Genomic DNA, 25,537 nt, shown 5'->3' with positions numbered 1-25,537 from the left:
CGGTTAGCGGGTCAACGTTTGGCACGTCAACGCTTGGCCAATGCCGCCTTCTCGATGCTCCTGGCGAAAAGCGGCGTCTCGCCCTGATTGTGCACCGACGAGGCCTTCTGGCGGGCGGCGGCCGCCTCCGCGAAGGCGATGCCGTGCTCCTTGATGAAGGCGTCGAAGGCGTCGGTGGCGCGGGCGATGACGCTGTTGCGGTATTCGACGCGGCCGTCTTCCAGCCGCCGCGCGGAGAGCTCCCAGGTGACTTCCGAGGTGGTGCGGCCCTGGGGGCCGAAGACATCGGTGATCGAGACGAGCTTCAGGTCGTGCGGGTCGGCATGGCGCTCGACATAGTTCTGCACCAGGAGCGCGCCGCCGATGCGCTCCACATTGATCGACATGCGGGTGCCGTCATCGGCGAAGGTGGCGCCGCAGGCGATGTGGTCCGGCGAGCAGCGCTTGTACTCGGCGGTCGGCAGCGCATAGAGCCAGGCGGGGATGTCGATCTTCTCAAACGGCGCGTCGATGATCGCGGTGAAGGACGACTGCGAAAGAATGGCTCCGGCCATGATCCTGCTCCTGCTGGGGTCCGCCTTTCGGACCGCCGGGAGCCTCTCATCGCAGCGCGACATCCACCATCAGACGGTGGTTTTGCCGAGCATATCCAAAGGTTTGCCGGCCGAGACCTTCGTCTGGCCGCGGCTCACCCCTCGCGCGTCCACGGGCGGAAATGCTTGGACAGCTTCAGCCCCTGCGCCTGGTAGTTGGAGCCGAGGCCCTCGCCATAGAGCGAGCGGGGCCGCGCCAGCATGCGCTCATAGACAAGGCGGCCGACGATCTGGCCGTCCTCCAGGATGAACGGCACCTCGCGCGAGCGCACCTCCAGCACCGCGCGGGCGCCGCCATGCGCATTGGCGTGCCCGCCCGCCGCCGCATGGCCGAAGCCGGGATCGAAGAAGCCGGCATAGTGGACGCGGAACTCGCCGACCAGCGGATCGAACGGCACCATTTCCGCCGCATGGCTCGGCGGCACATGCACGGCCTCCTTGGAGGCGAGGATGTAGAAGGCGTCGGGATCGAGCACCAGCTCGCGCCGGCCGCGCGTCACCAGCGGCTCCCAGTAATCCTCGACGTCGCATTGCGCGCGCTTGTCTACGTCGATGAGGCCGGTGTGGCGCTTGGCGCGGAAGCCGAGCAGGCCGCCGAAACCGGCGCCCGACAGATCGACGCTCACCGCGATGCCGCCGCCGGCGACGTCCGGCAGGCGGGTATCGACGAGGCGCTCGGCGGCGTTGAGCGCGGCGGTCTCGGCCTCGCCGAGCCGGGCGTCGCCGCGCCGGAAGCGGATCTGCGACAGCCGCGAGCCCTTGCGCACCAGGATCGGGAAGGTGCGGGGGCTGATCTCCAGATAGAGCTTGCCGGCATAGCCGGCCGGGATGATGTCGAAGGAGCGGGCGCGATCGGCGATGACGCGAGTGAACACGTCGAGCCGGCCGGTGGAGCTCTTCGGATTGGTGGAGGCGGCGATGCCGGCGGGCAGCGCCAGCGCCTCCTGCAGCTCGACCAGATAGACGCAGCCGGTCTCCAGCACCTCGCCGCCGGCGAGGTCCAGCTTGTGCAAGGCGAGCCGGGACAGCCGGTCGGCGACATCGGCGTCGGCGCCGGGCAGGAAGCTGGCGCGGATCCGCCAGGCGGTGTCGCCGAGGCGCAGATCCAGGCTCGCCGGCTGCACCTGGTCGCCGTCGAAGGGGGAGGCGGTGCGGATGGCGCCGGCGGCATGGAGCGCGACGATGGCGCTGTCCGGCAGGATGCCGTCGCCCGTTTCGGGCAGACCCAGTTCTGACACGCTCGACCCTGAGAAGGTTGCGGATCTCCGCGATGGATGATTTCCGTCGCTGATGTCCTGACGATGGATGCTTTCCATCACCGCTTTAGACGACCACCGGCGCCTCGCCAAGCCGGACAAGGGCTTGCGGCGCGGTTTCGGCGACGAAGATGCGCCTTGACGGGACGCGTCGCGCGGGAGTAAGTCCGCACTACCACGTGGTCATTTGGAGCCGACCGGCTTGCCGCCACGCTAAACAAGGTTGCTAAAAAGGTCGGGGCCGCGCGACGTATGCGCGTGGGCGACCCCGGTCTATCGATGAACCCGGAGCCGCCTAATGTCTGAAGCCCCCGCCGAAAAGCTGACCGCCGCCGAGATCGCCGAGCTGCGTCCCGATACCCGCCTCGTGCATGGCGGCATCCTGCGCTCGCCCTTCGCCGAGACCTCCGAGGCGCTGTTCCTCACCCAGGGCTATGTCTACGACACCGCCGAGCAGGCCGAGGCGCGCTTCAAGGGCGACGATCCGGGCTTCATCTATACCCGCTATTCCAACCCGACCACGGCGATGTTCGAGGCCCGCCTCGCGCTGCTGGAGGGCGCGGAAGTGGCGCGCGCCACCGCCTCCGGCATGGCGGCGGTCACATCGGCCATGCTGTGCCAGCTGAAGGCCGGCGACCATGTGGTGGCGGCGCGCGCGCTGTTCGGCTCCTGCCGCTATGTGGTGGAGGAGCTGCTGCCGCGCTTCGGCGTGACCACGACGCTGGTCGACGGCACCGATCTTTCCGCCTGGCAGGCGGCGGTGACGCCGGAAACCCGGGTGTTCTTCCTGGAGAGCCCGACCAACCCGATGCTGGAGCTGGTGGACATCGCCGCGGTGGCGACGATCGCCCGCGCCGCCGGCGCCCGGCTGGTGGTCGACAACGTGTTCGCCACCCCGATGCTGCAGAGCCCGATCGCGCTCGGCGCCGACATCGTGGTGTATTCGGCGACCAAGCACATCGACGGGCAGGGCCGCTGCCTTGCCGGCGTGATCCTGTGCTCGCAGCAGTTCCTCACCGACCATCTGCAGACCTTCCTGCGCCAGACCGGCCCCTCGGTGTCGCCGTTCAACGCCTGGGTGATGCTGAAGGGGCTGGAGACGCTGCCGCTGCGCGTCGAGCGCTCGCAGGCCAGCGCGACGGCGCTGGCCGACCGGCTGGCCGGCGAGGCCAAGATCGGCAAGGTGATCTACCCCTACCGCGCCGACCATCCCCAGCACGCGCTGGCCAAGCGGCAGATGCGCGGTGGCGGCACGCTGGTGACCTTCGAGGTCGACGGCGGCAAGGCCGGCGCCTTCCGCTTCCTCAACGAGCTGAAGGTGGTGCGCATCTCCAACAATCTCGGCGACGCCAAGAGCCTGGTGACGCATCCGGCGACCACGACGCATCAGCGCTTCACCCCCGAGGCGCGGGCGGAGATGGGGATCTCCGACGGCATGGTGCGGCTGTCGGTCGGCCTCGAGCATGTCGACGACCTCACCGACGACATCCGCCGCGCGCTGAAGGCGGTGTGAGGGCGGGCGCCGGGCGCGCGGCTCCCGGCCGCCCGAGGGAGGCCGGGGCGGCTGCCTCTCCCCGTCGGGGAGAAGATAAGGAAGGGGATGGGCGGGCTCTTCGCGACCCGGCTGTCGACGTGGCGCTGGCGGTGTCGGGCGGCTCCCTCTCCCGTCGGGGAGAGGGAAGGAAGGCCGCCATCTCGTTCCCCGACGGGGAGGGGAAAGGGGCCGGGAGACAGCCGCCTTGCCCTCGCCGGCCATTCGGCTTTCACTGGCACCGGCCGGATTCGGGAGGGCGGAATGTATCGAGCGACCACGCGCGGCGTGCAGGTGACGGTGACGCCCCGTTTCGCGCCGGAACGCTCGGATCCCGCGCGCAGCCAGTATTTCTGGGCCTACACCATCGAGATCGTCAATCTCGGCGCCGGCACGGTGCAGTTGATGACCCGCCACTGGATCATCACCGACGCGCTCGGCCGGGTGCAGGAGGTGCGCGGCGCCGGCGTGGTGGGCGAGCAGCCGGTGCTGCCGCCCGGCGCGCATTTCGAATATACCAGCGGCGTGCCGCTGCCGACCTCCACCGGATCGATGGAGGGCAGCTACGGGCTGGTGGACGAGGGCGGCCGCCTGTTCGACGTCGAGGTGCCCGCCTTCTCGCTGGACATGCCCGGCGCCTCCCGCACGCTGAACTGAACGGCGCCGCCGACCGCAGGCTTGCCGCTTCCGGCGCACCCGGGAAGCGGCTATGCTCACGCTCCGTGCAACCCGCCGTGACGAGCCGAGTCCTCGCTTCCGTGATCGATTTCCGCCCGATCGCCGCCGTGCTCGGCGTGCTGCTGGCCGTCCTCGGCACCACCATGATGATTCCGGCCCTCGTCGACGTGCTGGCGGGGGAGAAGGACTTCATCGTCTATGCCGCCACCTCGGCGATCACCGTCTTCGTCGGCCTGTCGCTGTGGCTGGCCGGGCGGACCGGCGAGGTGGAGCTGCTCGGCCTGCGGCAGGCCTTCGTGCTGACCACGCTGAGCTGGGTGCTGCTCTCCTTCTTCGCCGCCATCCCCTTCATGTGGTCGGAGACGCGGCTCACCTTCGCCGACGCCTATTTCGAGGCGATGTCCGGGCTGACCACCACCGGGGCGACGGTGATCTCCCATCTCGACGACCGGCCGCCGGGCATTTTGATCTGGCGCGCCTTCCTGCACTGGTATGGCGGCATCGGCATCATCGTGTTCGCCATGGCCTTCCTGCCGATGCTGCAGGTGGGCGGCATGCAGCTGTTCCGGGCGGAATCCTCGGACAAGTCCGAGAAGGTGCTGCCCCGCGCGGCCCAGCTCGCCAAGGGCATCCTCGGCACCTATGTGGCGCTGACCTTCATCTGCGGGCTCGCCTATCTCCTCGCCGGCATGGACGCCTTCGACGCGCTGACCCACGCCATGTCGACCATCTCCACCGGCGGCTTCTCGACCCACGACGCCTCGCTCGGCTATTTCCACAGCGCCGCCATCGAGTATGTGGCGATCGTGTTCATGATCGCCGGCTCGCTGCCCTTCCTGCTCTATGTGCGGGTGCTGGCCGGCGACTTCTCGCGGCTGTTCGCCAATACCGAGGTGCGGCTGTTCCTCGGCCTCGTGGTGATGTTCACCCTGATCTCGACATTCGAGCAGGTGCGCGGGGGCATCGCCGGCGGCGAGACGGCGCTGCGCAACGCGCTGTTCAACGTGGTGTCGCTGATGTCGACCACCGGCTTCGTCACCGTCGACTTCACCCATTGGGGGCCGCCGACCGACGCGCTCTATTTCATCCTGCTGTTTCTCGGCGGCTGCACCGGCTCGACCTCCGGCGGCATGAAGACCTTCCGCCTCGCCATTCTCGGCTCGGCGCTGGTGCAGCACCTGAAGCGCATCGTCTACCCGAACGGGGTGTTCCCGGTGCGCTATGGCGGCGCGCCGGTGGACGACGCGGTGGTGGCCTCGGTGCTGTCCTTCGTCTTTCTCTATCTCGCCGGCTTCGCGGTGGTCGGCATCGCGCTGAACGCGCTCGGCTTCGACCTCGCGAGCGCGCTGTCGGCGGCCATCACCGCGATCGGCAATGTCGGGCCCGGCATCGGCCCGCATGTCGGCCCGGCGACCAATTTCGCCGGCCTGCCGGACAGCGTGATCTGGATCCTGTCCTTCGGCATGCTGCTCGGGCGCCTCGAATTGTTCACCGTCCTCGTGCTGTTCCTGCCGAGCTTCTGGCGACGGTGAACGAGTTGGCGTAGACCGGGCGATGCCGTCTATGCTCGGGCGGTTCGAACGCGCGCAATCCGGGAGCGTCCATGCTGGCAGGCCGTACCACCACCGAGGAATTGCTGGCCTATCTGGTGGGCTTCGACACCACGAGCCGCAATTCCAACCTCCGGCTGATCGGCTTCGTGCGCGACTATCTGGAGGCCTTCGGCGTCGCCTCGGTGCTGGTGCCGAGCGAGGACGGCGAGAAGGCCAGCCTGTTCGCCACCATCGGCCCGCAGGGCGTGGGCGGCATCTGCCTGTCCGGCCATTCCGACGTGGTGCCGGTGGACGGCCAGCCCTGGACCACCGACCCCTTCACCCTGACGCCGCAGGACGACCGCCTCTATGGCCGCGGCTCCTGCGACATGAAGGGCTTTGTCGCCACCTGCCTCGCCAAGGTGCCGGACATGGTGGCGGCGCGGCTGTCGACCCCGATCCATATTCTGATCTCCTATGACGAGGAGCTGGGCTGCACCGGGGTGATCCCCGCCGTGCGCAAGCTGGGCGTCGACCTGCCGCTGCCCCGCGCGTGCATCGTCGGCGAGCCGACGCTGATGAAGGTGGTGGACGCGCACAAATCCGGCGTCGGCTATGTGACGACGGTGACCGGCCGCGAGGCGCATTCCTCCATGCCGCATCTCGGCGCCAACGCCATCTTCGCGGCGGCCGAGCTGATCGCCGAGCTGGACCGGCTGCGGGTCGAGCTGATCGCCGCCGGCGACGCCTCCGGGCGCTTCGACCCGCCGAACTCGACGCTGCAGGTGGTGGGCATCGAGGGCGGCACCGCCGGCAACATCGTGCCGCGCCGCTGCGTGGTGAAGTGGAACCTGCGCGGCCTGCCGGATTTCGACGAGGAGGGGCTCGTCGCCCGCTTCGACCGCTTCGCCCAGGAGGTGGTGCTGCCGAAGCTGAAGGTCGAGGCGCCGGAGGCGGCGATCGAGACGCATTTCACCTATCGCGTGCCGCCGCTGGCGCCGCAGCCGGGTTCGCCGGCCGAGGTGCTGGCGATGCGGCTCGCCGGGCAGAACGCCACCCACACCGTCTCCTACGGCACCGAGGGCGGGCATTTCCAGGCGCAGGGCATTCCCACCGTGGTGTGCGGGCCGGGTTCCATCGACCAGGCGCACAAGCCGGACGAGTTCATCGCGGTGGCGCAATTGCGGGCCTGCGAGCGCTTCCTCGACGGGCTGATCGCCGAGTGCGCGGGGTAGGGGCGCGGCGCGGGGCGCCGGGGCGGTTTTGTCCGAGCGGTCCTGTCGGCGCTGCCTCCCCGGCTGGCGAGGGTTGGCTCCGGCTATAGGGCGGTGAGAGGGTTTTGCCGAGGGGCGCGGCGCCTCAGCTATGGCCTGTTGCGGGTTGCTGCTTCCTCGCCGGTTCTTTTCCCTCGCCGCTGCTCCCCCTCACCCCAGCCCTCTCCCCGACGGGGAGAGGGGGCGGGTTGCTCCCGGAAGCTCGCGCGATCGCGGATCGTCGGGGGGGGGCGTCGGGGATGACGTTTGAGAGGGGGGAGCAGGTCGTCCTGGCGGCTCACGCCTCGTCGGACGAAGCTTCCGGCTCTTCCGGGGTGACGATCTCCTCGGCCTTGAAGTCGTAGGAGCGGCCGCAGAACTCGCAGGTGACGACCACCTTGCCGTCCTCGACGAGGCTTTCGCGCTCCTCGCGGGAGAAGTTCGCCAGCACGTTGCTGACGCGCTCGCGCGAGCAGGAGCAGCGCGCGACGATGTCCTCGGGCTCGAACACCCGCACGCCACGCTCGTGGAACAGCCGGAACAGCAGCCGCTCGGCGGAGAGATCGCCGTCGACGAGCTCGACGTCCTCCAGCGTGCCGACCAGCGACTGCGCCTCCGTCCAGGCGTCGTCCTCCTGCGCCTGCGGCAGCTCGGCGCCCTCCGGCGCGTCGCCGGGATGCAGGTCCACCGCGCGGATGCGACCGCCCTCGGTGGGCAGGAACTGCACCATCAGCCCGCCGGCGCGCCAGGACGAAGCGGCGGCGCCCGGATGCACCTCCTCCGCCACCGCGAGGCGCACGCGGGTGGGGATCTGCTCCGACTGGGCGAAGTAGCGATGCGCGGCATCCTCGAGATTGCCGCCTTCCAGCGCGACGATGCCCTGGTAGCGATTGACGCTCAGGCCCTGGTCGATGGTCATGGCGAGATGGCCGGCGCCGAGCAGCTTGCCGCTGTCCAGCCGCTGGCCGGGCGCCAGCGACGCCTGCAGCGCCGCGAGGCGCTCGGCATCGAAGCGCGCATAGGCGCGCACGTCCTGCGGCGCGGTGAAGTCGACCACCACAAGGTCGACCGGCCCGTCGGTGCGGGTCTGCAGGATGAAGCGGCCGGAAATCTTCAGCGTCGAGCCGAGCAGCACGGTGAGCGCCACCGCCTCGCCGAGCAGCCGCTTGACCACCGGCGGATAGTCGTGATGCGCCATGACGGCATCGAGCGCGGTGCCGAGGCGCACCACGCGGCCGCGCGCGTCGAGGCCGTCGACGTGGAAGGGGGTGACCTGGTCGTCCACCGCCTCGGCGAGCGGCAGGCGAGAGGTCAGGTCGGGATCGGGAGTGGGAATGGAGTGTGTCATGTCGCCCGCCCATATGGGTGCGAAGATGGCGTTGCGCGAGGGGGAGGGCCTCCTCCCCGCGGGGCCGAAACGAAGAGGCGCCCCGCAGGGCGCCCCGAACGCTCAGATCGACGCGCCGTCCAGGCACCAGGCGAGGATGCCCTTCTGCGCGTGCAGGCGGTTCTCCGCCTCGTCGAACACCACCGATTGCGGCCCGTCCATCACCTCGTCGGTGACTTCCTCGCCGCGATGCGCCGGCAGGCAGTGCATGAAGATGGCGTCCTTGGCCGCCCGGCGCATCAGCGCGCCGTTGACCTGGTAGGGCTTGAGCAGGTTGTGGCGCCGTTCCGCCTCGACATCGCCCATCGACACCCAGGTGTCGGTGACGACGCAGTCGGCGCCCTCCACGGCCTCTTCCGCCCGCGTGCCGAAGCGCACCCTGGCGCCGGTCTTCTTCACCCAGTCGACCAGCGCCGGGCGCGGGGCGAGCTCCGGCGGGGTGGCGACGTTGAGCGCGAAGTCGAAGCGCTCGGCCGCCTGCACCCAGGAGGCCAGCACGTTGTTGGCGTCGCCGGTCCAGGCGACGGTGCGGCCCTGGATCGCGCCCTTGTGCTCCTCGAAGGTCATCACGTCGGCCATGATCTGGCAGGGATGGCTGTCGCGCGTCAGGCCGTTGATCACCGGCACCGTGGCATGGGCGGCCAGCTCTTCCAGCGCGGCATGGTCGAGGATGCGGATCATGATCGCGTCGACATAGCGCGAGAGCACCTTGGCGGTGTCGGCGATGGTCTCGCCGCGGCCGAGCTGCATCTCGGCGCCGGTGAGCATGATGGTCTCGCCGCCCAGCTGGCGCATGGCGATGTCGAAGGAGATGCGGGTGCGGGTGGAGGGCTGGTCGAACACCATCGCCAGTACCTTGCCGGCAAAGGGCTTCTCCAGCGCCACCTTCTGCCGGCGCTTCTTCAGGTCGTGCGAGAAGCGCATCAGCTCGCGCAGCTCGCCGGCCGGCAGGGTGTCGAGGTCGAGGAAGTGCTTCACGCCGTTCTTGCTGTCGGTGCTCATGCCGCCGCTCCTTCCGATGCGGTGAGCGAGGCCGCGACGCGCGCGCAGGCGGCGTCCAGCTTCGCAAAGGCGGCGTCGATCTCCGCGTCGCCGATGTTCAGCGGCGGCAGCAGGCGCACCACGTTCTCCGCCGCCGCCGGGGCGAGCATGTGTTCCTCGCGCATGGCGGCGATGAGGTCGCCATTCGGCACCAGCGTGCGCAGGCCGATCAGCAGGCCCTCGCCGCGCACCTCGGCGATGACGGCCGGGTGGCGGTCCTTCAGCTCGGCCAGCCGCTGGCGCAGCCGCGCGGCGGTGGCCTGCACCTGATCGAGGAAGCCGTCGGCCAGCACCACGTCCAGCACCGCATTGGCGACGCTCATGGCGAGCGGGTTGCCGCCATAGGTGGAGCCGTGGGTGCCGAGCGTCATGCCCTTGGCGGCCTCCTCGGTGGCCAGGCAGGCGCCGACCGGGAAGCCGCCGCCGATGCCCTTGGCCACCGCCATGATGTCCGGCGTGATGCCGGCCCATTCATGGGCGAAGAACTTGCCGGTGCGCCCGACGCCGCACTGCACCTCGTCCAGCACCAGCAGCAGGCCCTTCTCGTCGCACAGCGCGCGCAGGGCGCGCAGGAACGCCCAGGAGGCCGAGCGCACGCCGCCCTCGCCCTGCACCGGCTCGATGAGGATGGCGCCGGTCTCGGGGCCGATGGCGGCCTTCACCGCGTCGAGATCGCCATAGGGCACCTGGTCGAAGCCTTCCAGCGCCGGGCCGAAGCCTTCGAGATACTTGGCGTTGCCGCCGGCGGCGATGGTCGCCAGCGTGCGGCCGTGGAAGGCGCCCTCGAAGGTGACGATGCGGCTGCGCTCCGGCGCGCCGTTGGCGTAGTGGTACTTGCGCGCCATCTTGATCGCGCATTCCAGCGCTTCCGCGCCGGAATTGGTGAAGAACATGGTGTCCGCGAAGGTCGCCTCGACGAGGCGGCGGGCCAGCCGCTCGGCGCCCTCGATACGGAACACGTTGGACAGGTGCCACACCTTGCCAGCCTGCTCGGTCAGCGCCGCGACGAGGTGCGGATGCGCATGGCCGAGGACATTCACCGCGATGCCGGCGGTGAAGTCGAGATATCGCTGCCCGTCCTTGGTGAACAGCCAGGCGCCTTCGCCCCGCTCGAAAACCAGGTCGACACGATTATAGGTCGGCAGGACGGGGTCGATCACCTGCCCCTCCTCTATTGATGACGGCTCTTGAAAGCCTGGGCCCAAAACGAAACGTGCCGCCCTTGCGGGGGCGGCACCCGATGCGGCGGATTTTAAAGGATCGCCGCCGGCGGTCAACATGGCTGCGCAACATGACGGCCCGACAACAAGCGGCCGGCGGCAGGGGGCCGCCGGCCGGTCTGTCGTGTCGGCGGATCAGGCGCGACGCCTCACTCCTGCTCGTCCTCGAAGATCCACAGTTCCAGCGTCGGCTGCGGCTTGCCGGCGACATCGGTCATGCCGAGGAAGCCGGGGACGCGGCGCTTCTGCTCCGGCGTCAGCGAGGCCACCAGCGGCTTGGCCGCGGCGATCACGCTCTTGAGGTCGGCGGCGCGCGCCGCCTCGGCATCGGCGAGGCGCTCCAGCACGATGAGGAAGTCGGTCGCCGGCTCGGCCTTGGCCCGCTCGGCGGCGCGGGCGGCGCCGTTCTTCGCCGCCTGGCGGATGGCGGCCTCCACCGGGTCCCAGAGCTTGGCCTGGTCGGGGGTGAGGCCGATCACCGTCTTCAGGGCGATCAGGCGGGCGTCGAGCACCGCCTGCGCATCGGCCGGCGTGTAGAGGTCGACCAGCGGCGGCGCGTCGGCGGGCGGGGTGGTCTGGGCCATGGCCGGACCCGCCAGCAGGGCGGCGGCGGCGACGACCGGGGCGAGGGCGGAAAGGCGGGTAAGGATACGGGTCATGATGGGTCTCCGCTCAGGCCGGGTTCACTGCCAGCCGCCATCGGGCAGGCGGCCATGGTAGGGGGTATCGCGGCAGTGACCCCAGGGGCCGCGCCACCAGCCGGGAGGGCAGCCATTGCCGTAATAGACCGGTGCGCCCGCCGGCGGGGCATAGCCGCCACCCGGCAGCGGCCCGACATAGGGGGTGTCGCGGCAGCCGCCCCACGGCCCGCGCCAGGCGCCGATGCCGCAGCCCTGGGCGACCTTGGTCACCAGCGCGTCGGGGGTGGGCAGGGCCGGCGAGACCGGCGCCGCCGCGGCCGGCAGCGCGAGGAAGCCGGTGGCGACGGCGGCAAGCACGGCAGAGGCGAATGTGGCGGCGCGGCGGGCCGGCGCCGGGGCGGCGGTATGAGGGTGAGGCGTCATCGGTTGCTCCATCGGGGCAAATCAGGCGGCGCCATGGATGCATGCCGGGCGGGCCGGAACAATGCCCCGCAAGGGGAAGAGGCTCATTTCAGAGCCGTTCCAAACCGATTGCGATCGGGGACGCGGACGGCACGGATTCAAGTCGTTGATCCGACTCATTTCCTTAACCGAGTGTTGCGCCGCGGACTCTCAACTGGGGAAAACAATCGTTTCGGCTCTGAACAGACTGGGCGAGAGTCTACGCATATTGTAGCCTCCCGACCGTCAGATACGACATCTCGTGCGGCGACAATCCATCGTGGCGTCAGCGGCAATGATCCGGCCGATCGTCTTCGGCCGGAAAGCCGTGGGATTTTGCCTGCACGGTCGATGAGCTCAAGGAGGAACAGCGATGAACTGGACGGACGAGCGCGTCGAGCTCCTCAAGAAATTGTGGTCCGAAGGACTCTCCGCCAGCCAGATCGCCGCCGAGCTCGGCGGGGTCACGCGCAACGCGGTGATCGGCAAGGTGCACCGCCTCGGCCTTTCCGGCCGCGCCAAGGCGGCACCCGCGCCGGCGCCCCGCCCGCGCAAGCCGCGCCCGGTGACGGCGGTCGCCGCGCCGGCCCGCCCGATGGTCGCTGGCAACACCGTGCTGGCGCCGGTCATCCGCCCGGTGATCGAGGCCGAGCCGGAGGAACTGCCGGATCCGGTCGCCAACGTCATCCCGATGGCGGATCGCTGCACCATTCTCGACCTGACCGAGTTCACCTGCCGCTGGCCGGTGGGCGAGCCGGGCAAGGGCGACTTCTACTATTGCGGCAGCCGCACCAAGACCGGCCTGCCTTACTGCGCCTATCACGCCCGCATCGCCTACCAGCCGGTGCAGGATCGCCGCCGCGACCGCCGCGTGGCGCGCTGACGCGAGCGCCTTGGAGGCACGGCGGCCGGACCTCGGCCGCCGGTGCCGGGACAGCGTTGGCGCGGGCGTGGATCGGCACCATATTGGAGCGCATCCATCCCCGGTCCGAGCATGCTGTTCCGAAGGCCGCCGACACTCCCCCTAGAGAAGCGACAGCCGCCGGCGCGGCGCGAGGCGACCTCGCTTGCCTTGCGCGTCGACGGTAGCGAAGTGATCGTCGCCCTGCGCCGGGATGCGCGGGCGCGGCGCTATACGCTGCGGGTCCGCGCCGCCACCCGCGACGTGGTGCTGACCCTGCCGGCACGCGGCAGCCTCAAGGAGGCGACCGCCTTCCTCGAGCGCCATACCGGCTGGATCGCCGTCCGCCTCGCGCAATTGCCGGTCGTCGTCGCCTTCGAGGCGGGAGCGACGGTGCCGCTGCGCGGCACCCCGCATCGCATCGTGCATCGCCCGGGCATGCGCGGCACCGTCTGGACCGAGACCGACGCGCAGGGCGAGGCGCTCATCTGCGTTGCCGGTGAGGCGGCGCATCTGGCGCGGCGGGTGGCCGATTTCCTCAAGCGCGAGGCGCGGCGCGACCTCACCGAGGCGAGCCGGCGCCATGCGGCGGCCCTCGGCGTCACCATCAGCCGCATCACCCTGCGCGACACGGCGAGCCGCTGGGGCTCCTGCTCCTCCACCGGCGCGCTGTCCTATTCCTGGCGGCTGATCCTCGCGCCGCCGGAGGTGCTGGACTATCTCGCCGCCCATGAGGTGGCGCATCGTCGCGAGATGAACCACGGCCCGCGCTTCTGGGCGACGGTGGACCGGCTGTTCCCCGGCCGGCGCGAGGCCGAGGCGTGGCTGAAGCGGCGCGGGGCGGAACTGCACCGGTTCGGCGGCGGGGAGTGACGGCCGCCGGCGGATCGGCCGAGGGTGGAGGCCTGGGGGCGTCAGGCTTCTTTGCAAGGACAGCCGCAATGGGTTGCGGAATGGCTCGATGACCCTGGAGTGTCGGAGGCCCCTCACCCACCCCTCTCCCCGACGGGGAGAGGGAGTCAGGTCGCGCGGGCGGGCGGCGGCGTGACGAGCGGAAATTCCCTTGCGGTGCCCTTTCCCGGAGATGGGAGAGGGAAGGGGCTGGCGAAGCGGGCGTCATAAGGCGGCGCCATGCCGGCCGTTCGGGGGGATCCGGGTGTTGTCGCCGCCTTCCGGCAACGTCTGGCCTTGCCCGATCCGCCCTCCGCCGCATGTGACGGGCGTGGAGCGTCGGAGGCCTCTCTCCCCGGCGGGGAGAGGGAGCAGGTCGCGCGGGCGGCGTGACGAGCGGCCTCAGCCGCCGAACAGCTTGTCGAGCAGCCAGTTGTCGATGGTGGCCGGCTTGCGCTGCGCCTGCGGGCCGCCGGTGACGACGGGGTCCTCCGGCACCTCGCCGGGGGGCAGGCCCGGCGGGGCGGCGGCCGGCGGCGTCTCGGTGCCGGCGCCGGGCAGCGGCACCGGCGACATGTCCTTGTGGGCCGCCTTCATCACCTGGCTCCAGATCTCCACCGGCACGCCGGAGCCCGACGCCTTCTTCGTCGGCGAGGAATCGTCGTTGCCGATCCACACCGCGCCGACCAGCTTGCCGGTGAAGCCGATGAACCAGGCGTCGCGATAGTCCTGGCTGGTGCCGGTCTTGCCCGCCACCTGCCAGCCGGGCAGGTCGACGCGCTTGGCGGTGCCGGTGAGCACCACCTGCCGCAGCATGCGGTCGATCATCGCCAGATGCGGCGGGGCGATCACGCTGCCGCGCTCCGCCGACGGGGCGGTGTAGAGCAGCTTGCCGCTGGCGCTGTCCTTCACCTGGCTGATCACATGGGGGGCGACGCCAAAGCCGCCATTGGCGAAGGGCACATAGGCATCCGCCATCTCCAGCACCGAGACCTCGGAGGTGCCGAGCGCGATCGAGGCGTTGGGCTCCAGCTTGGAACTGATGCCGAGGCGCTGGGCGGTGCTGATCACCGCGGCGGGGCCGACCTCGAGCGCGAGGCGCACCGCGACCGTGTTGAGCGACAGAGCGATGGCGGTGGTGAGGTCGACCGGCCCGCGATAGTCGCGGCTGAAATTCTCCGGCTTCCAGCCCTTGATCTGCACCGGCGCGTCCTCGCGCACGCTGGCGGGCGACATGCCGGTCTCCAGCGCGGTGAGATAGACGAAGGGCTTGAAGGAGGAGCCGGGCTGGCGGCGGGCGGTGACGGCGCGGTTGTACTGGCTCTCCTCATAGGAGCGCCCGCCGACCAGCGCGCGCACGCCGCCCTCGGTGTCCATGATGACCATGGCGCCCTGCTCGACGCCGAGCTTCTTGCCGTTCCTGGCCAGCGCGTCCTTCAGCGCCTTGTCGGCCACCGCCTGCAGCGACATGTCGAGTGTGGTCTGCACGATCACGTCATGCTCGATGCTGGGCAGGATGGTCTTGAGCTGGTCAGCCACCCAGTCGGCGACATAGCCGGCGACGTCGGAGGAGTTGTTCTTCGCGACCGTCGCGGGCTTGGCGAGCGCCGCCTGTTCCATGTCCGGCGAGATGAAGCGGGCGTCGACCATGGCGTCGAGCACCACGCTCGCGCGCTGCTGCGCGGCTTCCAGATTGCGGGTCGGGGCGAGGGAGGAGGGCGACTTGACCAGGCCGGCGATCATCGCCGCCTCGGCGAGGGTGAGCTGGCGCGCCGGCTTGTTGAAGTAGCGCTGCGCCGCCGCCTCAATGCCCCAGGCGCCGGCGCCGAAATAGACGCGGTTCACATAGAGCTCGAGGATCTCGTTCTTGGAATATTTCGTCTCCAGCCAGATCGACAGGATCAGTTCCTGGATCTTGCGCGAGAGCGTGCGCTCCTGGGTGAGGAACAGGTTCTTGGCGAGCTGCTGGGTGAGGGTGGAGCCGCCCTCGCGCAGCCGCCCGGAGGTGAGGTTGGTGACGAGGGCGCGGGCGAGGCCCATCGGGTCGATGCCGAAATGCGAATAGAAGCGCCGGTCCTCGATGGCGACGAAGGCCTGCGGCACGAAGGGCGGCAGCGAGCGCAGCGGCACGGCCGAGCCGCGCATCTCGCCGCGCGTGGCGATGGTCTTGCCGTCGGCGGCCTGGATGATGATGGTGGGCGGCCGCTCGGGAATGGCGAGGTTCTGGATCGGCGGCAGCTGGCTCGCCTCGTAGAAGATGAGGCCGGCGACGCCGACCACGCCCCAGATGCCGAGCACGAAGCTCCAGTAGAACAGCCGCGACAGCAGGCCGCGTCGCGGCTTGCGCCCGCCGCCGCGCCCGGATGAGGAGCGCGTGCCGGTGCGCTTGCCGTCCGAGGCGCCGGCGCCGGACTTGCGCGACGAGCCGCCGCCATTGCGTGCCATGGTGGTGGGACGGTCCTCGGGCGACAGGCGCATGTCGCCATGCGCCGTCATCGCCGCCGACGCGCCGAGCACCGGCTCGCGCCGCTCCATCCTGCCGTTACGCTGCACCATACGCGCGGACCGCCCCCGAAAACCGTCGGTAAACGAACTCTAAACCGCGGCGTTTAAACGTGGGGTTAAGGGCGAAATCGCGGCGGCCGCCCGGCGTTCGGCAAAGCCTGCGGCTAGCCGGGCAGGAGGCGCTGCGCCTCGTCGAGCGCGCGGGTGCAGGCGGCGGCGTCGCCCGCCTGATCGGCGGCCTTGGCCTGCTTCAGCAGATCGCTGAGCGGCTTTGCCGAGGTCGCGCCGCCCTGCGCGGCGGTGGTGCCGCCGGAGGTCTGGGCGCGGACGTCGGCGGGGGACGTCGCCTTGTTGCCGACGGTGGCGTTCATGCCGGCGGTGCCGCCGGTGCCGGGCACCTCGCCGGCCTTCGGCACGCCGGCGGCCGGCGGGCTGGTCGGCGCCGGGGTGGCCTGCGTCGGCCCCGAGCCGGCATCGGTGGTGGAGAGCGACTTTTCCATCGAATTGATGCGGTCGGTGCAGGGGCCGGCCTGCGCGCCGGTGGCGAAGGCGGCGAGGCCGACGCCCAGAAGCAGGATCCTCGTCTTCATGACGTCCTCCTTTGACGTTCCGTCAAGGGAGAAACGGTTCTGGAGGCGAGGCGTTCCTTGCCGGGCTGCCGCGCTCAGGCGGCCGGCGAGCTGCCGGCCGAGCTGACCGCCGAGCTGCCCGCCATGGCGCCGGCCTCGTCGTCGGCATCGAGGACCGCCAGCAATGCGCGCCGGATCGCCGAGTGACGGGCGGCGCCGATGATCTTCGCTCCCATCAGATCGGTGACGTAAAACACGTCCACCACCCGCTCGCCGAAGGTGGCGACATGGGCGGAGGCGATGTTGAGGTTGAGCCGCGACAGCGTCTGGGTGAGGCCGTAGAGCAGGCCGGGCCGGTCGAGCCCGGTCACTTCCACCACGGTGTGGCGGTTCGACCACGAATTGTTGAGCGTCACCTCCGGCTCGACGGTGAAGGCGCGCGGGCGCTTGGGGATCTTCTTCGCCACCACTTCCGGCAGCCGGATCTCGCCCGACAGCGATTTCTCGATCGCCGAGGCGATGCGGTCGGCGCGGCGGATCTCGTCCGAGTCCTGCTCGAAGGCGCGGGTGAGCGAGATGGTGTCGAGCGCCCGCCCGTCGGTGGTGGTGCTGATCTGTGCGTCGACGATGTTGGCGCCGGCCGCCGCGCAGGCGCCGGCGATCACCGCCAACAGCTTGGGATGGTCGGGTGCGAAGACCGTGAGCTCGGTGATGCCGCGCGTCGGGTCGGTGCGGCTGACGGTGGCCAGCGCCCGGCCCTGGGCTTCCGCCGCCAGGATGAAGTTGGCGTGCTCGACCTTGTGCGCGAGGTCGACCCGCAGCCAGTAGCTGGGATAGAGCCGGTCGATGTAGCGCTCCAGCGCTTCCGGCTCCCAGCCCGAGGCCGCGCCCGCCGCCGCGGGCTGCAGCATGGCGGTGCGGAACTCGGCCTGCGCGCGCCCGACCCGCTGGTTGCGGTTGGAATCGGAGAAGCCGCCGGTGACCACCGGTTCGGTCTCGTAATAGAGCGTGCGCAGCAGCTGCGACTTCCAGTTGTTCCACACGCCGGGGCCGACGGCGCGGATGTCGGCGGTGGTGAGGATGAGCAGGAGCTTCATCCGCTCGAGGCTCTGCACCACGGCGCCGAAATTCTCGATGGTCTTGCGATCGGAGAGGTCGCGCGACTGGGCGATGGTCGACATGACCAGGTGTTCCTCGATCAGCCAGGCCACCGTATCGGTATCGGCGGCGGACAGGCCGAAGCGCGGGCACAGCTTGCGCGCGACGCGGGCGCCGGCGATCGAATGATCCTCCGGCCGCCCCTTGGCGATGTCGTGCAGGAACACCGCGACATAGAGGAGCTGACGGTTCTTGATCTGGTGGATCAACTCGTTGGCGAGGCCGAGCTCGGGCCGGTCGCCGCGCTCGATGGCGGCAAGCGCGCCGATGGCGCGGATGAGATGCTCGTCCACCGTGTAGGAGTGGTACATGTTGAACTGCATCATCGCGACGATCTTGCCGAATTCCGGCACGAAGCGCCCGAGCACGCCGGTCTCGTTCATCCGCCGCAGCACGATCTCGGCGGTGTCGCGCGCGGTGACGATGTCGAGGAACAGCCGGTTGGCTTCCGGGTTCTCGCGCACGCCGGCATCGATCAGCTTCAGCGAGCGGGTGGCGAGGCGCATCGCGTCGGGATGGAAGGCGAGGCCCTTCTTGCCGGCGTAATGGAAGATGCGGATGAGGTTGACCGGGTCGCGGGCGAAGGCCTCGGGATCGGCGACGTTGATGCGGTCGTGGTCGACGATGAAGTCCGGGCTTTCCTTCAGCTTGCGGTTGGGCGAGCGGCGCAGCCGGGCGATCATGCGGTTGAGCCGCGGCACCGGCTTGTCGTGCCGCTCCTCCAGCGCCGCCGAGACGATGGCGGTGAGGTCGCCGACATCCTTGGCCATGAGGAAATAGTGCTTCATGAAGCGCTCGACATCCTTCATGCCGGGATGCGAGGTGTAGCCGAGCCGCTCCGCCATCTCCCGCTGCAGGTCGAAGGAGAGGCGCTCCTCCGCCTTGCCGGCGAGGAAGTGCAGATGGCAGCGCACCGACCACAGGAAGCTTTCGCAGCGGCGGAACAGGCTCGCCTCCTCGGGCGTGAACACGCCCTTGGCGGCGAGATCGCGGGTCTCGCGCACGCGGTAGACATATTTGGCGATCCAGAACAGCGTGTGCAGGTCGCGCAGGCCGCCCTTGCCGTCCTTCACATTGGGCTCGACGAGATAGCGCGAGGCGCCGGCCCGCTTGTGGCGCTCCTCGCGCTCGGCGAGCTTGGCGGCGACGAATTCCGCCGCGGTCCCCTCCACCACCTCGGCGTCGAAGCGGCGGATCAGCTCGTCGAACAGCGCTTCCTCGCCGAGCAGCAGCCGGGCTTCCAGCAGCGCGGTGCGGATGGTCATGTCGCCGCGCGCCTGGCGGATGCACTCGTCGACCGAGCGGGTGGCGTGGCCGACCTTCAGCCCCATGTCCCACAGCACGTAGAGGATGGATTCCGCGACGCTCTCGCCCCAGGCGGTCTGCTTGTAGGGCAGGAGGAACAGGATGTCGGTATCCGAGCCGGGCGCCATCAGGCCGCGGCCATAGCCGCCCACCGCCACGATCGCCATGCGCTCGGCGGTGGAGGGGTTGTCGGCCGGGTAGAGGTAGCGGACGACGAGCTCGTGCACGAGCTGGAGGATCTCGTCCTGCAGCCGCGACAGCCGCTCGGCGCAGCGGCGCCCCGAACCATCGGCCATCAGCCATTTCTCGGCGGTCTTGTGCCCCTCGGCATAGGCGACCTTCAGCCGCCGGGCGACGGCGCTGCGCAGCTCGATCTCCCGGCCCGGCTTGCCGCCGCCGACCATCTCGTCGGCGAGCGCGAAGAGCTCGCCGCGCAGGGCGTCGATGTCGAACAGGTCCCGGAAGGGCTGGTCGGTTCGGCGACGGCGGGTTTCGGTCATGGCGGGGTCCGGCGTGAGGGGTCTACCGCTTTATCCGATCCCGCCGCCGCCGTCATCGTCGGCGAAAGGCCCCCGTGGCGGGACGCCTCCAAACGCAACATGCCCGGCGGGAGGCCGGGCATGTCGTCGTCGGGGGGAAGTTCGCGGCGGGTGAACCGTCCGGGCTCCATGGAGCCCGGCGTGGGTCACTGGGTCTTGGGCGCCGCCGCCGCGCTGTTGCTCTGCTCCAGGGTCTTGAACTCGGGGGCCGAGTTCAGCTCTTCCTTGGTCAGGGCCAGCACGATCTTCTCGCCGTCCTGCGTCGGGGTGGCGGTCAGCGACTTGAAGGAAACCGCGACCGGCTTGGCGCCGATGCCGAGGAAGCCGCCGACATCGATCACCGCCGCGACCACGGAGCCGTCACGCTCCACCACCACATCGCTGATCGAGCCGAGCTTCTCGTCGGTCGCCGTGACGACATCGGTACCGATCAGGTCCGAGCCGAGCCATTGCGTGCCGGTCTGGGCGCTGACGAAGGTCGGCGTGGTCGGCACCGCCGTGGTGGCCGCGCTGGCATCCGGCATGGTGGAGGCCGGTGCATTCGGCGAGGCCGGCGAGGGCGACGCCGTGTTGGGCATAGTCTGCTGGTTGGCGGCGTCGGGCTGCTGGGAACTGGGCGCGGGGCTCTGGGCAAACGCCACGGCGGGGGCGAGAGACAGGGCCGCGAGAGCGGTATAGGTGACAATCCTGTTCGTCATCATCGTACTCCCGTCAATATATCAATCCGATATTGCTGCGGTCCTGCGACCGTCTGGACATATAACCGGGTCGATACAATTCGGTTCCGAAGTTTTTACTAACTACAGGTGCGATAATACTTTTTCGCTCAATCGATTGTCGAGATATCGGCCATGCAGACGGTGAGATTCTCGGTCGGGATGTTCGGCCGGATGCCGCCGAGGGCGGACAGGCAGCCGCGCGGCATGGGGCCGGGGGCGGCGCCGGCGGGCGCCCGCGGGGCGGCCGGCGCCTTCATGTCGAGCGCGGGCTGCGGGACCGGCGGCACGTCCCGCGCCAAGGCGGGTTCGCGGGCGGGGTCGGGTGCGAGGCCGGGTGCGAAGCCGGGTTCTTGGGTCTGGGCCGGTGAGGGCGCCACGCGAGCGGCTGCCGGAGCGGAGAGGTCGAGCCGGGGGCCCTTGGCGGTGCGGTTCACCATCGGCGACTGGGTGATCGCCGGAGCCTCGATGGCCCGCGGCATCGGCGCGGGCATGCGCTCGGGCGTGAAGGCCAGCGCGGCGAGCGGCAGCGCGGCCGCCAGGCCGAGCGCGGCGCCGAAGATGAAGGCGGTCCCGGCGATGCCGGCCCTTGCGGCGGCGCCCGAAGCGGCGGGGCCTGGAACGTGGCGGCTGATCATGTCTCGAACCCTCCGGCGAAGGCGCGTGACGGGCGTCGCGCGAGGGCGCGCGTCGCGTCCTCGTCGGGAAGTCCCACGAGCGTTGAGCGAATGCCGCCGACGCATGGCCTGCCGTGCCACCGGCGTCGCGGCTGCATGGTTAACGCACAGCTAAGGAAGTGGTTCCCGCCGCGAATCAGCGAGGCAGCGAAAGATGGTGCTCGGGAACCGAGACGTGGCAGGCCAGCCCGTCCGGGTTGAAGGCGAGCTCGACCTCGCCGTCGAGGCCACGGGCGAGATTGCGCTCGATCACCAGCGAGCCGAAGCCGCGGGCGGTCGGCGGCTTGACCGGCGGGCCGCCGCTTTCCTTCCAGCTGAGCTCGAAGCCGCCGCCCGCCTCGGGCTGGCGCCTGGCCCAATGGATCGCCACCTTGCCGGCCGGCACCGAAAGGGCGCCGTACTTCACCGCATTGGTGGAGAGCTCGTGCAGGGCGAGCCCGATGTTCTGCGCCGCTTCCGGCTTGAGGAACAATTCGGGGCCGGCGATGGAGATGCGGTTGCTGTCCGGGTCGAGATGATGGCCGAGCTGCGAGCGGACCATGTCGTGCAGCGAGGCGCCGTGCCAGCTTTCCTGCACCAGGAGGTCGTGCGAGCGCGACAGCGCCTGCAGGCGGGCGCTGAACTGCTCGACGAAATGGTCGATGGTGGCAGCGTGGCGGGCGGTCTGCCGCGCCATCGCCTGGATGACGGCGAGCAGGTTCTTGGAGCGGTGCGTCAGCTCGCGCATCAGCAGGCGCAGGTGCCGCTCGTTCTCCTTGCGCTCGGTGATGTCGACCGCGGCGCCGGTGAGCCCCACCGTCGTGCCCGACAGGTCGCGCAGCGGCTCGATGTGGACGTCGTACCACATCTGCGTGCCGGACTCCTCGACCTCCACCTCGCCCTTGCGCGGCTCGTTGCTGGCGAGGGCCTCCCGCTTCAGCAGGACCAGGGAGCGCGCGCGCATCTCGCCGAGCAGTTCGGCATCGCTGGCGCCCAGCACCTGCTCGACCGGGAAGCCGAACAGCGGCTTGCTGATGGAGGTGTAGCGGAGCTCCCGGTCCTGCGTGAAGATCGACACGTTGGAGCCGCGCAGCGCCATCTCGTAGCGTTGCAGCGCGGTGGCCAGCTCCAGCGCGAGACGCCGCTGCTCGCTCGCCACATAGACGGGCGAGGGCAGGGAGACCAGCGCCTTGAGATTGGTCCACAGCGCCACCGCGCCGACCACGTTCAGCATCGCCAGCCCGAAGCGGATGGTGGTCTGCACCCAGGCGGCCACGCCCTCGTAATCGATCGCCGCCGCCAGCGACAGCATGCCGACGGTGAGCATCAGCGCGGCGAGCAGGAAGACGAGGAAGCGCAGGCGCAGCGACATGTCGCGGCGCAGATAAAGCAGCCGCACCAGCGCGAGCGTCATGGCGAAGGACGACACGACGCTGACGACGCGCGCCATGTCGTCCACAAGGTTGAAATCGATGAACGGCATGCCTCAGCTCAGGCGGTAGCGCGCTGCTCCCGCGGCCGCGCCTTGCGCTCGAAGAAGAGGGCCTGGCTGATGACGGCGGCGACCATCGACGGCTGGAAGGGCTTGGCGATCAGGAAGGCCGGTTCCGGGCGGATGCCGGTGAGGAAGCGCTCGGGATAGGCGGTGATGAAGATCACCGGCACCTCGACATTCTCGATCAGCTCGTTCACCGCCTCGAGCCCGGAGCTGCCGTCGGCGAGCTGGATGTCGGCGAGCACCAGCCCCGGCGGCTTGCGGCGGGCGAGGCTGACCGCCTCCGAATGGGTGCGGGCGATGCCGGTCACGCGGTGGCCGAGGCTCTCCACCAGCCCCTCGAGATCGAGGGCGATGAAGGGCTCGTCCTCGATGATGAGGACATCGGTGGCGATCTCGGCCGCCAGCTCGCGCCCCGCCTCCTCGACGAGATTGCGCAGCGTGGCCACGTCGATATCGAGCACCGCCGCCGCTTCTTCCTCGGTGAAGCCTTCCAGCGAGACCAGAAGGAACGCCTGGCGGACCGGCGGCGTTATGTGGCTGAGGCGCTGCTCTCCCTTGATGGGCGGCGGCCCGGGCTCGGCACGGCCGTTCAGCGTGACCGAGTTCCACAGGCGGGTAAGGAGCTGGTAGAGCGCGATGCGCGGTCCCGCCGGATTGTCGAGAACGCCGGGTTCGGCGATCAGCGTCTCCAAAAGGGCCGTGACATAGGCGTCGCCAGCGGTCTGGCTGCCGCTCAGCGCGCGGGCATAGCGGCGCAGGAAGGGCAAATGCTGCGCAACGATCTGTGAGGTGCTCACAACGCGTCTCTCCGGGAAATGCATTCAGCCAAGCGAACGTCAACGCTCGAGGCGGGTCAAGGTTCCGGGTTGCTCAACATTCTTTCAAATTTTTCGCGAATGCTGGAACTCCCTCGCCGTTCGCCGGTTATCGCCGGCATGAAGCGACGGAGGCTCCTGTCCAGACGGTGTTGGAGGCTCGATGTCGGGAAAAGATAATATGACGACAGACGACGAAAATGAGGGGCGGGAAACGAGGGGCGACATCATGGCCGCATCTCCGCCGCGCACGCCGGCGAGCGCTCTGGATAGCGACATCCAGGCCAAGATCGGCCAGCACCTGCGTGCGATGTATGACGATGTGGTGCGCCAGGGCGTGCCCAATCGTTTCCTCGACCTGCTGGCCCAGCTCGACAAGCCCTCCGGCCAGACTGGCAAGAAGTCGGGGGGAGGAGCCGGCTCGTGAGCACCCTCGATCCCGGGCTGCGCGACGAGATCATCGGCGCAATCCCGAATCTGCGCGCGTTCGCCATTTCGCTGAGCGGCAGCGTCGATCGGGCCGACGATCTCGTGCAGGAGACGCTGCTGCGCGCCTTCGCCAATATTTCGAGCTTCAACCCCGGCACCAACCTGTCGGCGTGGCTCTTCACCATCCTGCGCAACCTGTTCCGCTCGGAATACCGCAAGCGGCGGCGCGAGGTGCCCGATCCCGATGGCGCCTTCGCGGCGACGCTGACCACCAATCCCGACCAGAACAGCCATCTCGACTTCGAGGATTTCCGCACGGCGCTGGACAAGCTGCCGCCCGACCAGCGCGAGGCGCTGGTGCTCGTCGGGGCGTCCGGTTTTTCCTATGAGGAAGCGGCGGATATCTGCAAATGCGCGGTCGGCACCATCAAGAGCCGGGTCAATCGTGCCCGCAATCGTCTCGGCGAACTGCTCGCCCTCGATGCCGCCGAGGACCTCGTTCCCGAGAAGCCGCTGGGTGTGTCGATTCCTTCCACCGAGCGTCTCTGACCCTACGTCCCGACGAGATCGCCAGCACCGAAGGCCGGCGGGATGCGGTGATCGCGTCCCGCCGGCCTTCGCGCGTCGTGCCGGTTGCGTCACGCGCGGTGAGACGAAAGACACCCCGCCTGCCGCTGCCGGCAGGCGGGGTGTCTTTGCCCGGCCGCAGGGCGCCTAGGGCGCCTAGGGCGCGCGTCGGCCGCGGAGCATTCCCAGCACCGCCGAGATGACGAAAAGGATGATCGCGACAAAGAAGATGATCTTGGCGATCTCGATCGCGGTGCCCGCAATGCCGCCGAAGCCGAGCACGGCGGCGATCAGGGCGATGACGAGAAAGGTAAGGGCCCATCCGAGCATGGCAGAACTCCCAGCTGTGCGGCGGCGCAGGGCCGCCTTCGCCGATGCGGGGGCATGATGCCGCCCTGCCGCATCAACGGGCGGGACGGCTCGGGAGTTCCGTATCCGGCTTACAAAGAGGACCGGCGGCTCAGAGGCGCTTGGCGAGGTCGGGGGCCACCGCCTTGGCCTCGGCGATCAGCGCCGCGACCAGCGGCGTCATCGGCTCGCGGTCGAGCGCCACCAGGCCGATCTGATGCACGATCTCCGGCTCGCCGATCGGGATCGAGCGGATGGAGTTCGGGAAGGCGAAGACGTCGGCGAGCGCCTTGGCGACCACGCTCGACCACTGGCCGGTGCGCACATGCGACAGCAGCGCGATGGTCGAGTTGGCCTCCAGCATCGGCTCGGCCAGCTGGCCGGCCTCGCGCAACTGCCGATCGACGATGCGGCGGTTCTGCATGTCGGGGGTAAGCAGGCAGAGCGGCACCCGGCCGATCTCCTCCCAGCTCACCTTCTGCCGGTCGCCCAGCGGCGCGCTCACCGAGGTGAGGAAACGATAGGTTTCCTTGTAGAGCGGCACCGTCTTCACCCGGCCGAGCGGGTCGTTGTCGAGATAGGTGACGCCGGCATCCGCCTCGAGATTCTCGATCAGGCGCAGCACCTCGTTGGAGCTCGCGGAGATGAGGGTGAAGCGGACGTCGGCATGCTTCTGGTGGAACGGCGTCGTCAGCTCGCTCAGCATCGGCATGGCGGTGGGGATGGCGGCGATGCGGATGTGGCCGGACAGGCCTTTGCGCAGGGTGGCGATCTCCTGGCGCATGGCGCGGGTGTCGGCGATGATGCGCCGCGACCATTCGAGGGCCCGCTCGCCCTCCGGCGTGAAGCCGATGAAGCGCGAGCCACGCTCGACGAGGCGCACGCCGAGCGCCTCCTCCAGCTGCTTCAGCCCGGCCGACAGCGTGGGCTGGGTGATGCCGCAGGCTTCGGCGGCGCGGCCGAAATGGCGTTCCTTGGCAAGGGCGAGCAACAGTTCGAAACGGTCGATCACGCGGAGGCTTCCAGGCAAATGGGCGAAAGCACCTGTCTATCAGAGGCGATAGCTT

The 25,537-nt window shown here is 69.6% G+C and carries 24 protein-coding genes and 1 riboswitch; of the genes, 8 read left to right on the top strand and 16 right to left on the bottom strand.

Annotated features, from left to right (window positions below; genetic code table 11):
- Nucleotides 1–26: 26 nt before the first annotated feature.
- On the bottom strand, nucleotides 27–554 hold the full coding sequence (locus KHC19_RS04195) for a hypothetical protein (RefSeq protein ID WP_213350800.1): 528 nt from the start codon (nucleotides 552–554) through the stop codon (nucleotides 27–29).
- A gap of 134 nt (nucleotides 555–688) precedes the next feature.
- Entirely contained in the window at nucleotides 689–1,831 is a 1,143-nt protein-coding gene (locus KHC19_RS04190; protein WP_343207648.1) for a 2'-deoxycytidine 5'-triphosphate deaminase, read from the bottom strand.
- Nucleotides 1,832–2,018: 187 nt separating this feature from the next.
- A riboswitch (SAM riboswitch) is annotated at nucleotides 2,019–2,100 on the top strand.
- A 47-nt stretch (nucleotides 2,101–2,147) separates the two neighbouring features.
- Between KHC19_RS04190 and KHC19_RS04185 the strand changes: the two genes are divergently transcribed.
- The 4 genes from KHC19_RS04185 (at nucleotide 2,148) to argE (ending at nucleotide 6,825) form a co-directional block, all read left to right on the top strand.
- Nucleotides 2,148–3,362: an O-succinylhomoserine sulfhydrylase gene (locus KHC19_RS04185; RefSeq protein ID WP_213350797.1), complete on the top strand. Its 1,215-nt coding sequence runs from the start codon at nucleotides 2,148–2,150 to the stop codon at nucleotides 3,360–3,362.
- Nucleotides 3,363–3,644: 282 nt separating this feature from the next.
- Entirely contained in the window at nucleotides 3,645–4,037 is a 393-nt protein-coding gene (gene apaG, locus KHC19_RS04180; protein WP_213350796.1) for a Co2+/Mg2+ efflux protein ApaG, read from the top strand.
- A 101-nt stretch (nucleotides 4,038–4,138) separates the two neighbouring features.
- On the top strand, nucleotides 4,139–5,590 hold the full coding sequence (locus KHC19_RS04175; RefSeq protein WP_213350795.1) for a TrkH family potassium uptake protein: 1,452 nt from the start codon (nucleotides 4,139–4,141) through the stop codon (nucleotides 5,588–5,590).
- Nucleotides 5,591–5,661: 71 nt separating this feature from the next.
- The gene (gene argE, locus KHC19_RS04170; RefSeq protein ID WP_213350793.1) at nucleotides 5,662–6,825 is read left to right on the top strand and encodes an acetylornithine deacetylase; all 1,164 of its coding nucleotides are present in this window, start codon (nucleotides 5,662–5,664) and stop codon (nucleotides 6,823–6,825) included.
- Between the two features lie 316 nt (nucleotides 6,826–7,141).
- Here the strand turns inward: argE and KHC19_RS04165 are convergent, their stop codons facing one another.
- From KHC19_RS04165 to KHC19_RS04145, 5 genes are all read right to left on the bottom strand, one after another.
- Entirely contained in the window at nucleotides 7,142–8,191 is a 1,050-nt protein-coding gene (locus KHC19_RS04165; RefSeq protein ID WP_213350791.1) for an Hsp33 family molecular chaperone, read from the bottom strand.
- A gap of 102 nt (nucleotides 8,192–8,293) precedes the next feature.
- Nucleotides 8,294–9,232, bottom strand: a complete 939-nt coding sequence (argF, locus tag KHC19_RS04160) for an ornithine carbamoyltransferase (protein WP_213350789.1) — start codon at nucleotides 9,230–9,232, stop codon at nucleotides 8,294–8,296.
- Complete coding sequence (locus KHC19_RS04155) at nucleotides 9,229–10,431, bottom strand: aspartate aminotransferase family protein (protein WP_213350787.1); 1,203 nt, start codon at nucleotides 10,429–10,431, stop codon at nucleotides 9,229–9,231. Before KHC19_RS04155 ends, argF begins: the two co-directional genes overlap by 4 nt.
- Before the next feature lie 209 nt (nucleotides 10,432–10,640).
- Complete coding sequence (locus KHC19_RS04150) at nucleotides 10,641–11,150, bottom strand: Spy/CpxP family protein refolding chaperone (protein ID WP_213350785.1); 510 nt, start codon at nucleotides 11,148–11,150, stop codon at nucleotides 10,641–10,643.
- 24 nt (nucleotides 11,151–11,174) lie between these two features.
- A complete protein-coding gene (locus KHC19_RS04145) occupies nucleotides 11,175–11,555 on the bottom strand; it encodes a GCG_CRPN prefix-to-repeats domain-containing protein (RefSeq protein WP_343207647.1) in 381 nt (126 codons plus the stop codon).
- A gap of 391 nt (nucleotides 11,556–11,946) precedes the next feature.
- Here KHC19_RS04145 and KHC19_RS04140 point away from each other — a divergent pair, with 391 nt between their 5' ends.
- Nucleotides 11,947–12,456, top strand: a complete 510-nt coding sequence (locus KHC19_RS04140) for a GcrA family cell cycle regulator (RefSeq protein WP_213350783.1) — start codon at nucleotides 11,947–11,949, stop codon at nucleotides 12,454–12,456.
- 111 nt (nucleotides 12,457–12,567) lie between these two features.
- Nucleotides 12,568–13,347: a M48 family metallopeptidase gene (locus KHC19_RS04135; protein WP_213350782.1), complete on the top strand. Its 780-nt coding sequence runs from the start codon at nucleotides 12,568–12,570 to the stop codon at nucleotides 13,345–13,347.
- Nucleotides 13,348–13,767: 420 nt separating this feature from the next.
- On the opposite strand, the gene KHC19_RS04130 is transcribed toward KHC19_RS04135, so the two are convergent.
- The 7 genes from KHC19_RS04130 to KHC19_RS04100 form a co-directional block, all read right to left on the bottom strand.
- On the bottom strand, nucleotides 13,768–15,921 hold the full coding sequence (locus KHC19_RS04130) for a transglycosylase domain-containing protein (protein WP_213350781.1): 2,154 nt from the start codon (nucleotides 15,919–15,921) through the stop codon (nucleotides 13,768–13,770).
- A gap of 113 nt (nucleotides 15,922–16,034) precedes the next feature.
- Nucleotides 16,035–16,460: a hypothetical protein gene (locus tag KHC19_RS04125; RefSeq protein WP_246548138.1), complete on the bottom strand. Its 426-nt coding sequence runs from the start codon at nucleotides 16,458–16,460 to the stop codon at nucleotides 16,035–16,037.
- A gap of 74 nt (nucleotides 16,461–16,534) precedes the next feature.
- On the bottom strand, nucleotides 16,535–19,402 hold the full coding sequence (locus KHC19_RS04120; RefSeq protein WP_213350780.1) for a [protein-PII] uridylyltransferase: 2,868 nt from the start codon (nucleotides 19,400–19,402) through the stop codon (nucleotides 16,535–16,537).
- Between the two features lie 185 nt (nucleotides 19,403–19,587).
- Nucleotides 19,588–20,139, bottom strand: a complete 552-nt coding sequence (locus tag KHC19_RS04115) for a PRC-barrel domain-containing protein (RefSeq protein WP_213350778.1) — start codon at nucleotides 20,137–20,139, stop codon at nucleotides 19,588–19,590.
- Between the two features lie 128 nt (nucleotides 20,140–20,267).
- A complete protein-coding gene (locus KHC19_RS04110) occupies nucleotides 20,268–20,795 on the bottom strand; it encodes a hypothetical protein (RefSeq protein ID WP_213350776.1) in 528 nt (175 codons plus the stop codon).
- Nucleotides 20,796–20,970: 175 nt separating this feature from the next.
- On the bottom strand, nucleotides 20,971–22,296 hold the full coding sequence (locus KHC19_RS04105) for an HWE histidine kinase domain-containing protein (protein ID WP_213350774.1): 1,326 nt from the start codon (nucleotides 22,294–22,296) through the stop codon (nucleotides 20,971–20,973).
- A gap of 8 nt (nucleotides 22,297–22,304) precedes the next feature.
- Nucleotides 22,305–23,108, bottom strand: coding sequence for a response regulator (locus tag KHC19_RS04100; protein WP_343207645.1), 804 nt, complete (start codon nucleotides 23,106–23,108; stop codon nucleotides 22,305–22,307).
- Between the two features lie 247 nt (nucleotides 23,109–23,355).
- On the opposite strand from KHC19_RS04100, the gene KHC19_RS04095 reads away from it, so the two are divergent.
- Nucleotides 23,356–23,553, top strand: coding sequence for a NepR family anti-sigma factor (locus tag KHC19_RS04095; RefSeq protein ID WP_213350771.1), 198 nt, complete (start codon nucleotides 23,356–23,358; stop codon nucleotides 23,551–23,553).
- Nucleotides 23,550–24,104, top strand: a complete 555-nt coding sequence (locus KHC19_RS04090) for a sigma-70 family RNA polymerase sigma factor (RefSeq protein ID WP_343207644.1) — start codon at nucleotides 23,550–23,552, stop codon at nucleotides 24,102–24,104. The genes KHC19_RS04095 and KHC19_RS04090 overlap by 4 nt, the downstream gene beginning before the upstream one ends.
- A 174-nt stretch (nucleotides 24,105–24,278) precedes the next feature.
- On the opposite strand, the gene KHC19_RS04085 is transcribed toward KHC19_RS04090, so the two are convergent.
- The gene (locus tag KHC19_RS04085) at nucleotides 24,279–24,452 is read right to left on the bottom strand and encodes a DUF1328 domain-containing protein (protein ID WP_213350769.1); all 174 of its coding nucleotides are present in this window, start codon (nucleotides 24,450–24,452) and stop codon (nucleotides 24,279–24,281) included.
- 130 nt (nucleotides 24,453–24,582) lie between these two features.
- Nucleotides 24,583–25,482, bottom strand: a complete 900-nt coding sequence (locus KHC19_RS04080; RefSeq protein WP_213350767.1) for a LysR family transcriptional regulator — start codon at nucleotides 25,480–25,482, stop codon at nucleotides 24,583–24,585.
- Nucleotides 25,483–25,537 lie beyond the last annotated feature (55 nt).

Source organism: Ancylobacter oerskovii (assembly GCF_018390555.1).
GTDB lineage: Bacteria > Pseudomonadota > Alphaproteobacteria > Rhizobiales > Xanthobacteraceae > Ancylobacter > Ancylobacter oerskovii.
This window is presented reverse-complemented; position numbering and strand designations above follow the sequence as displayed.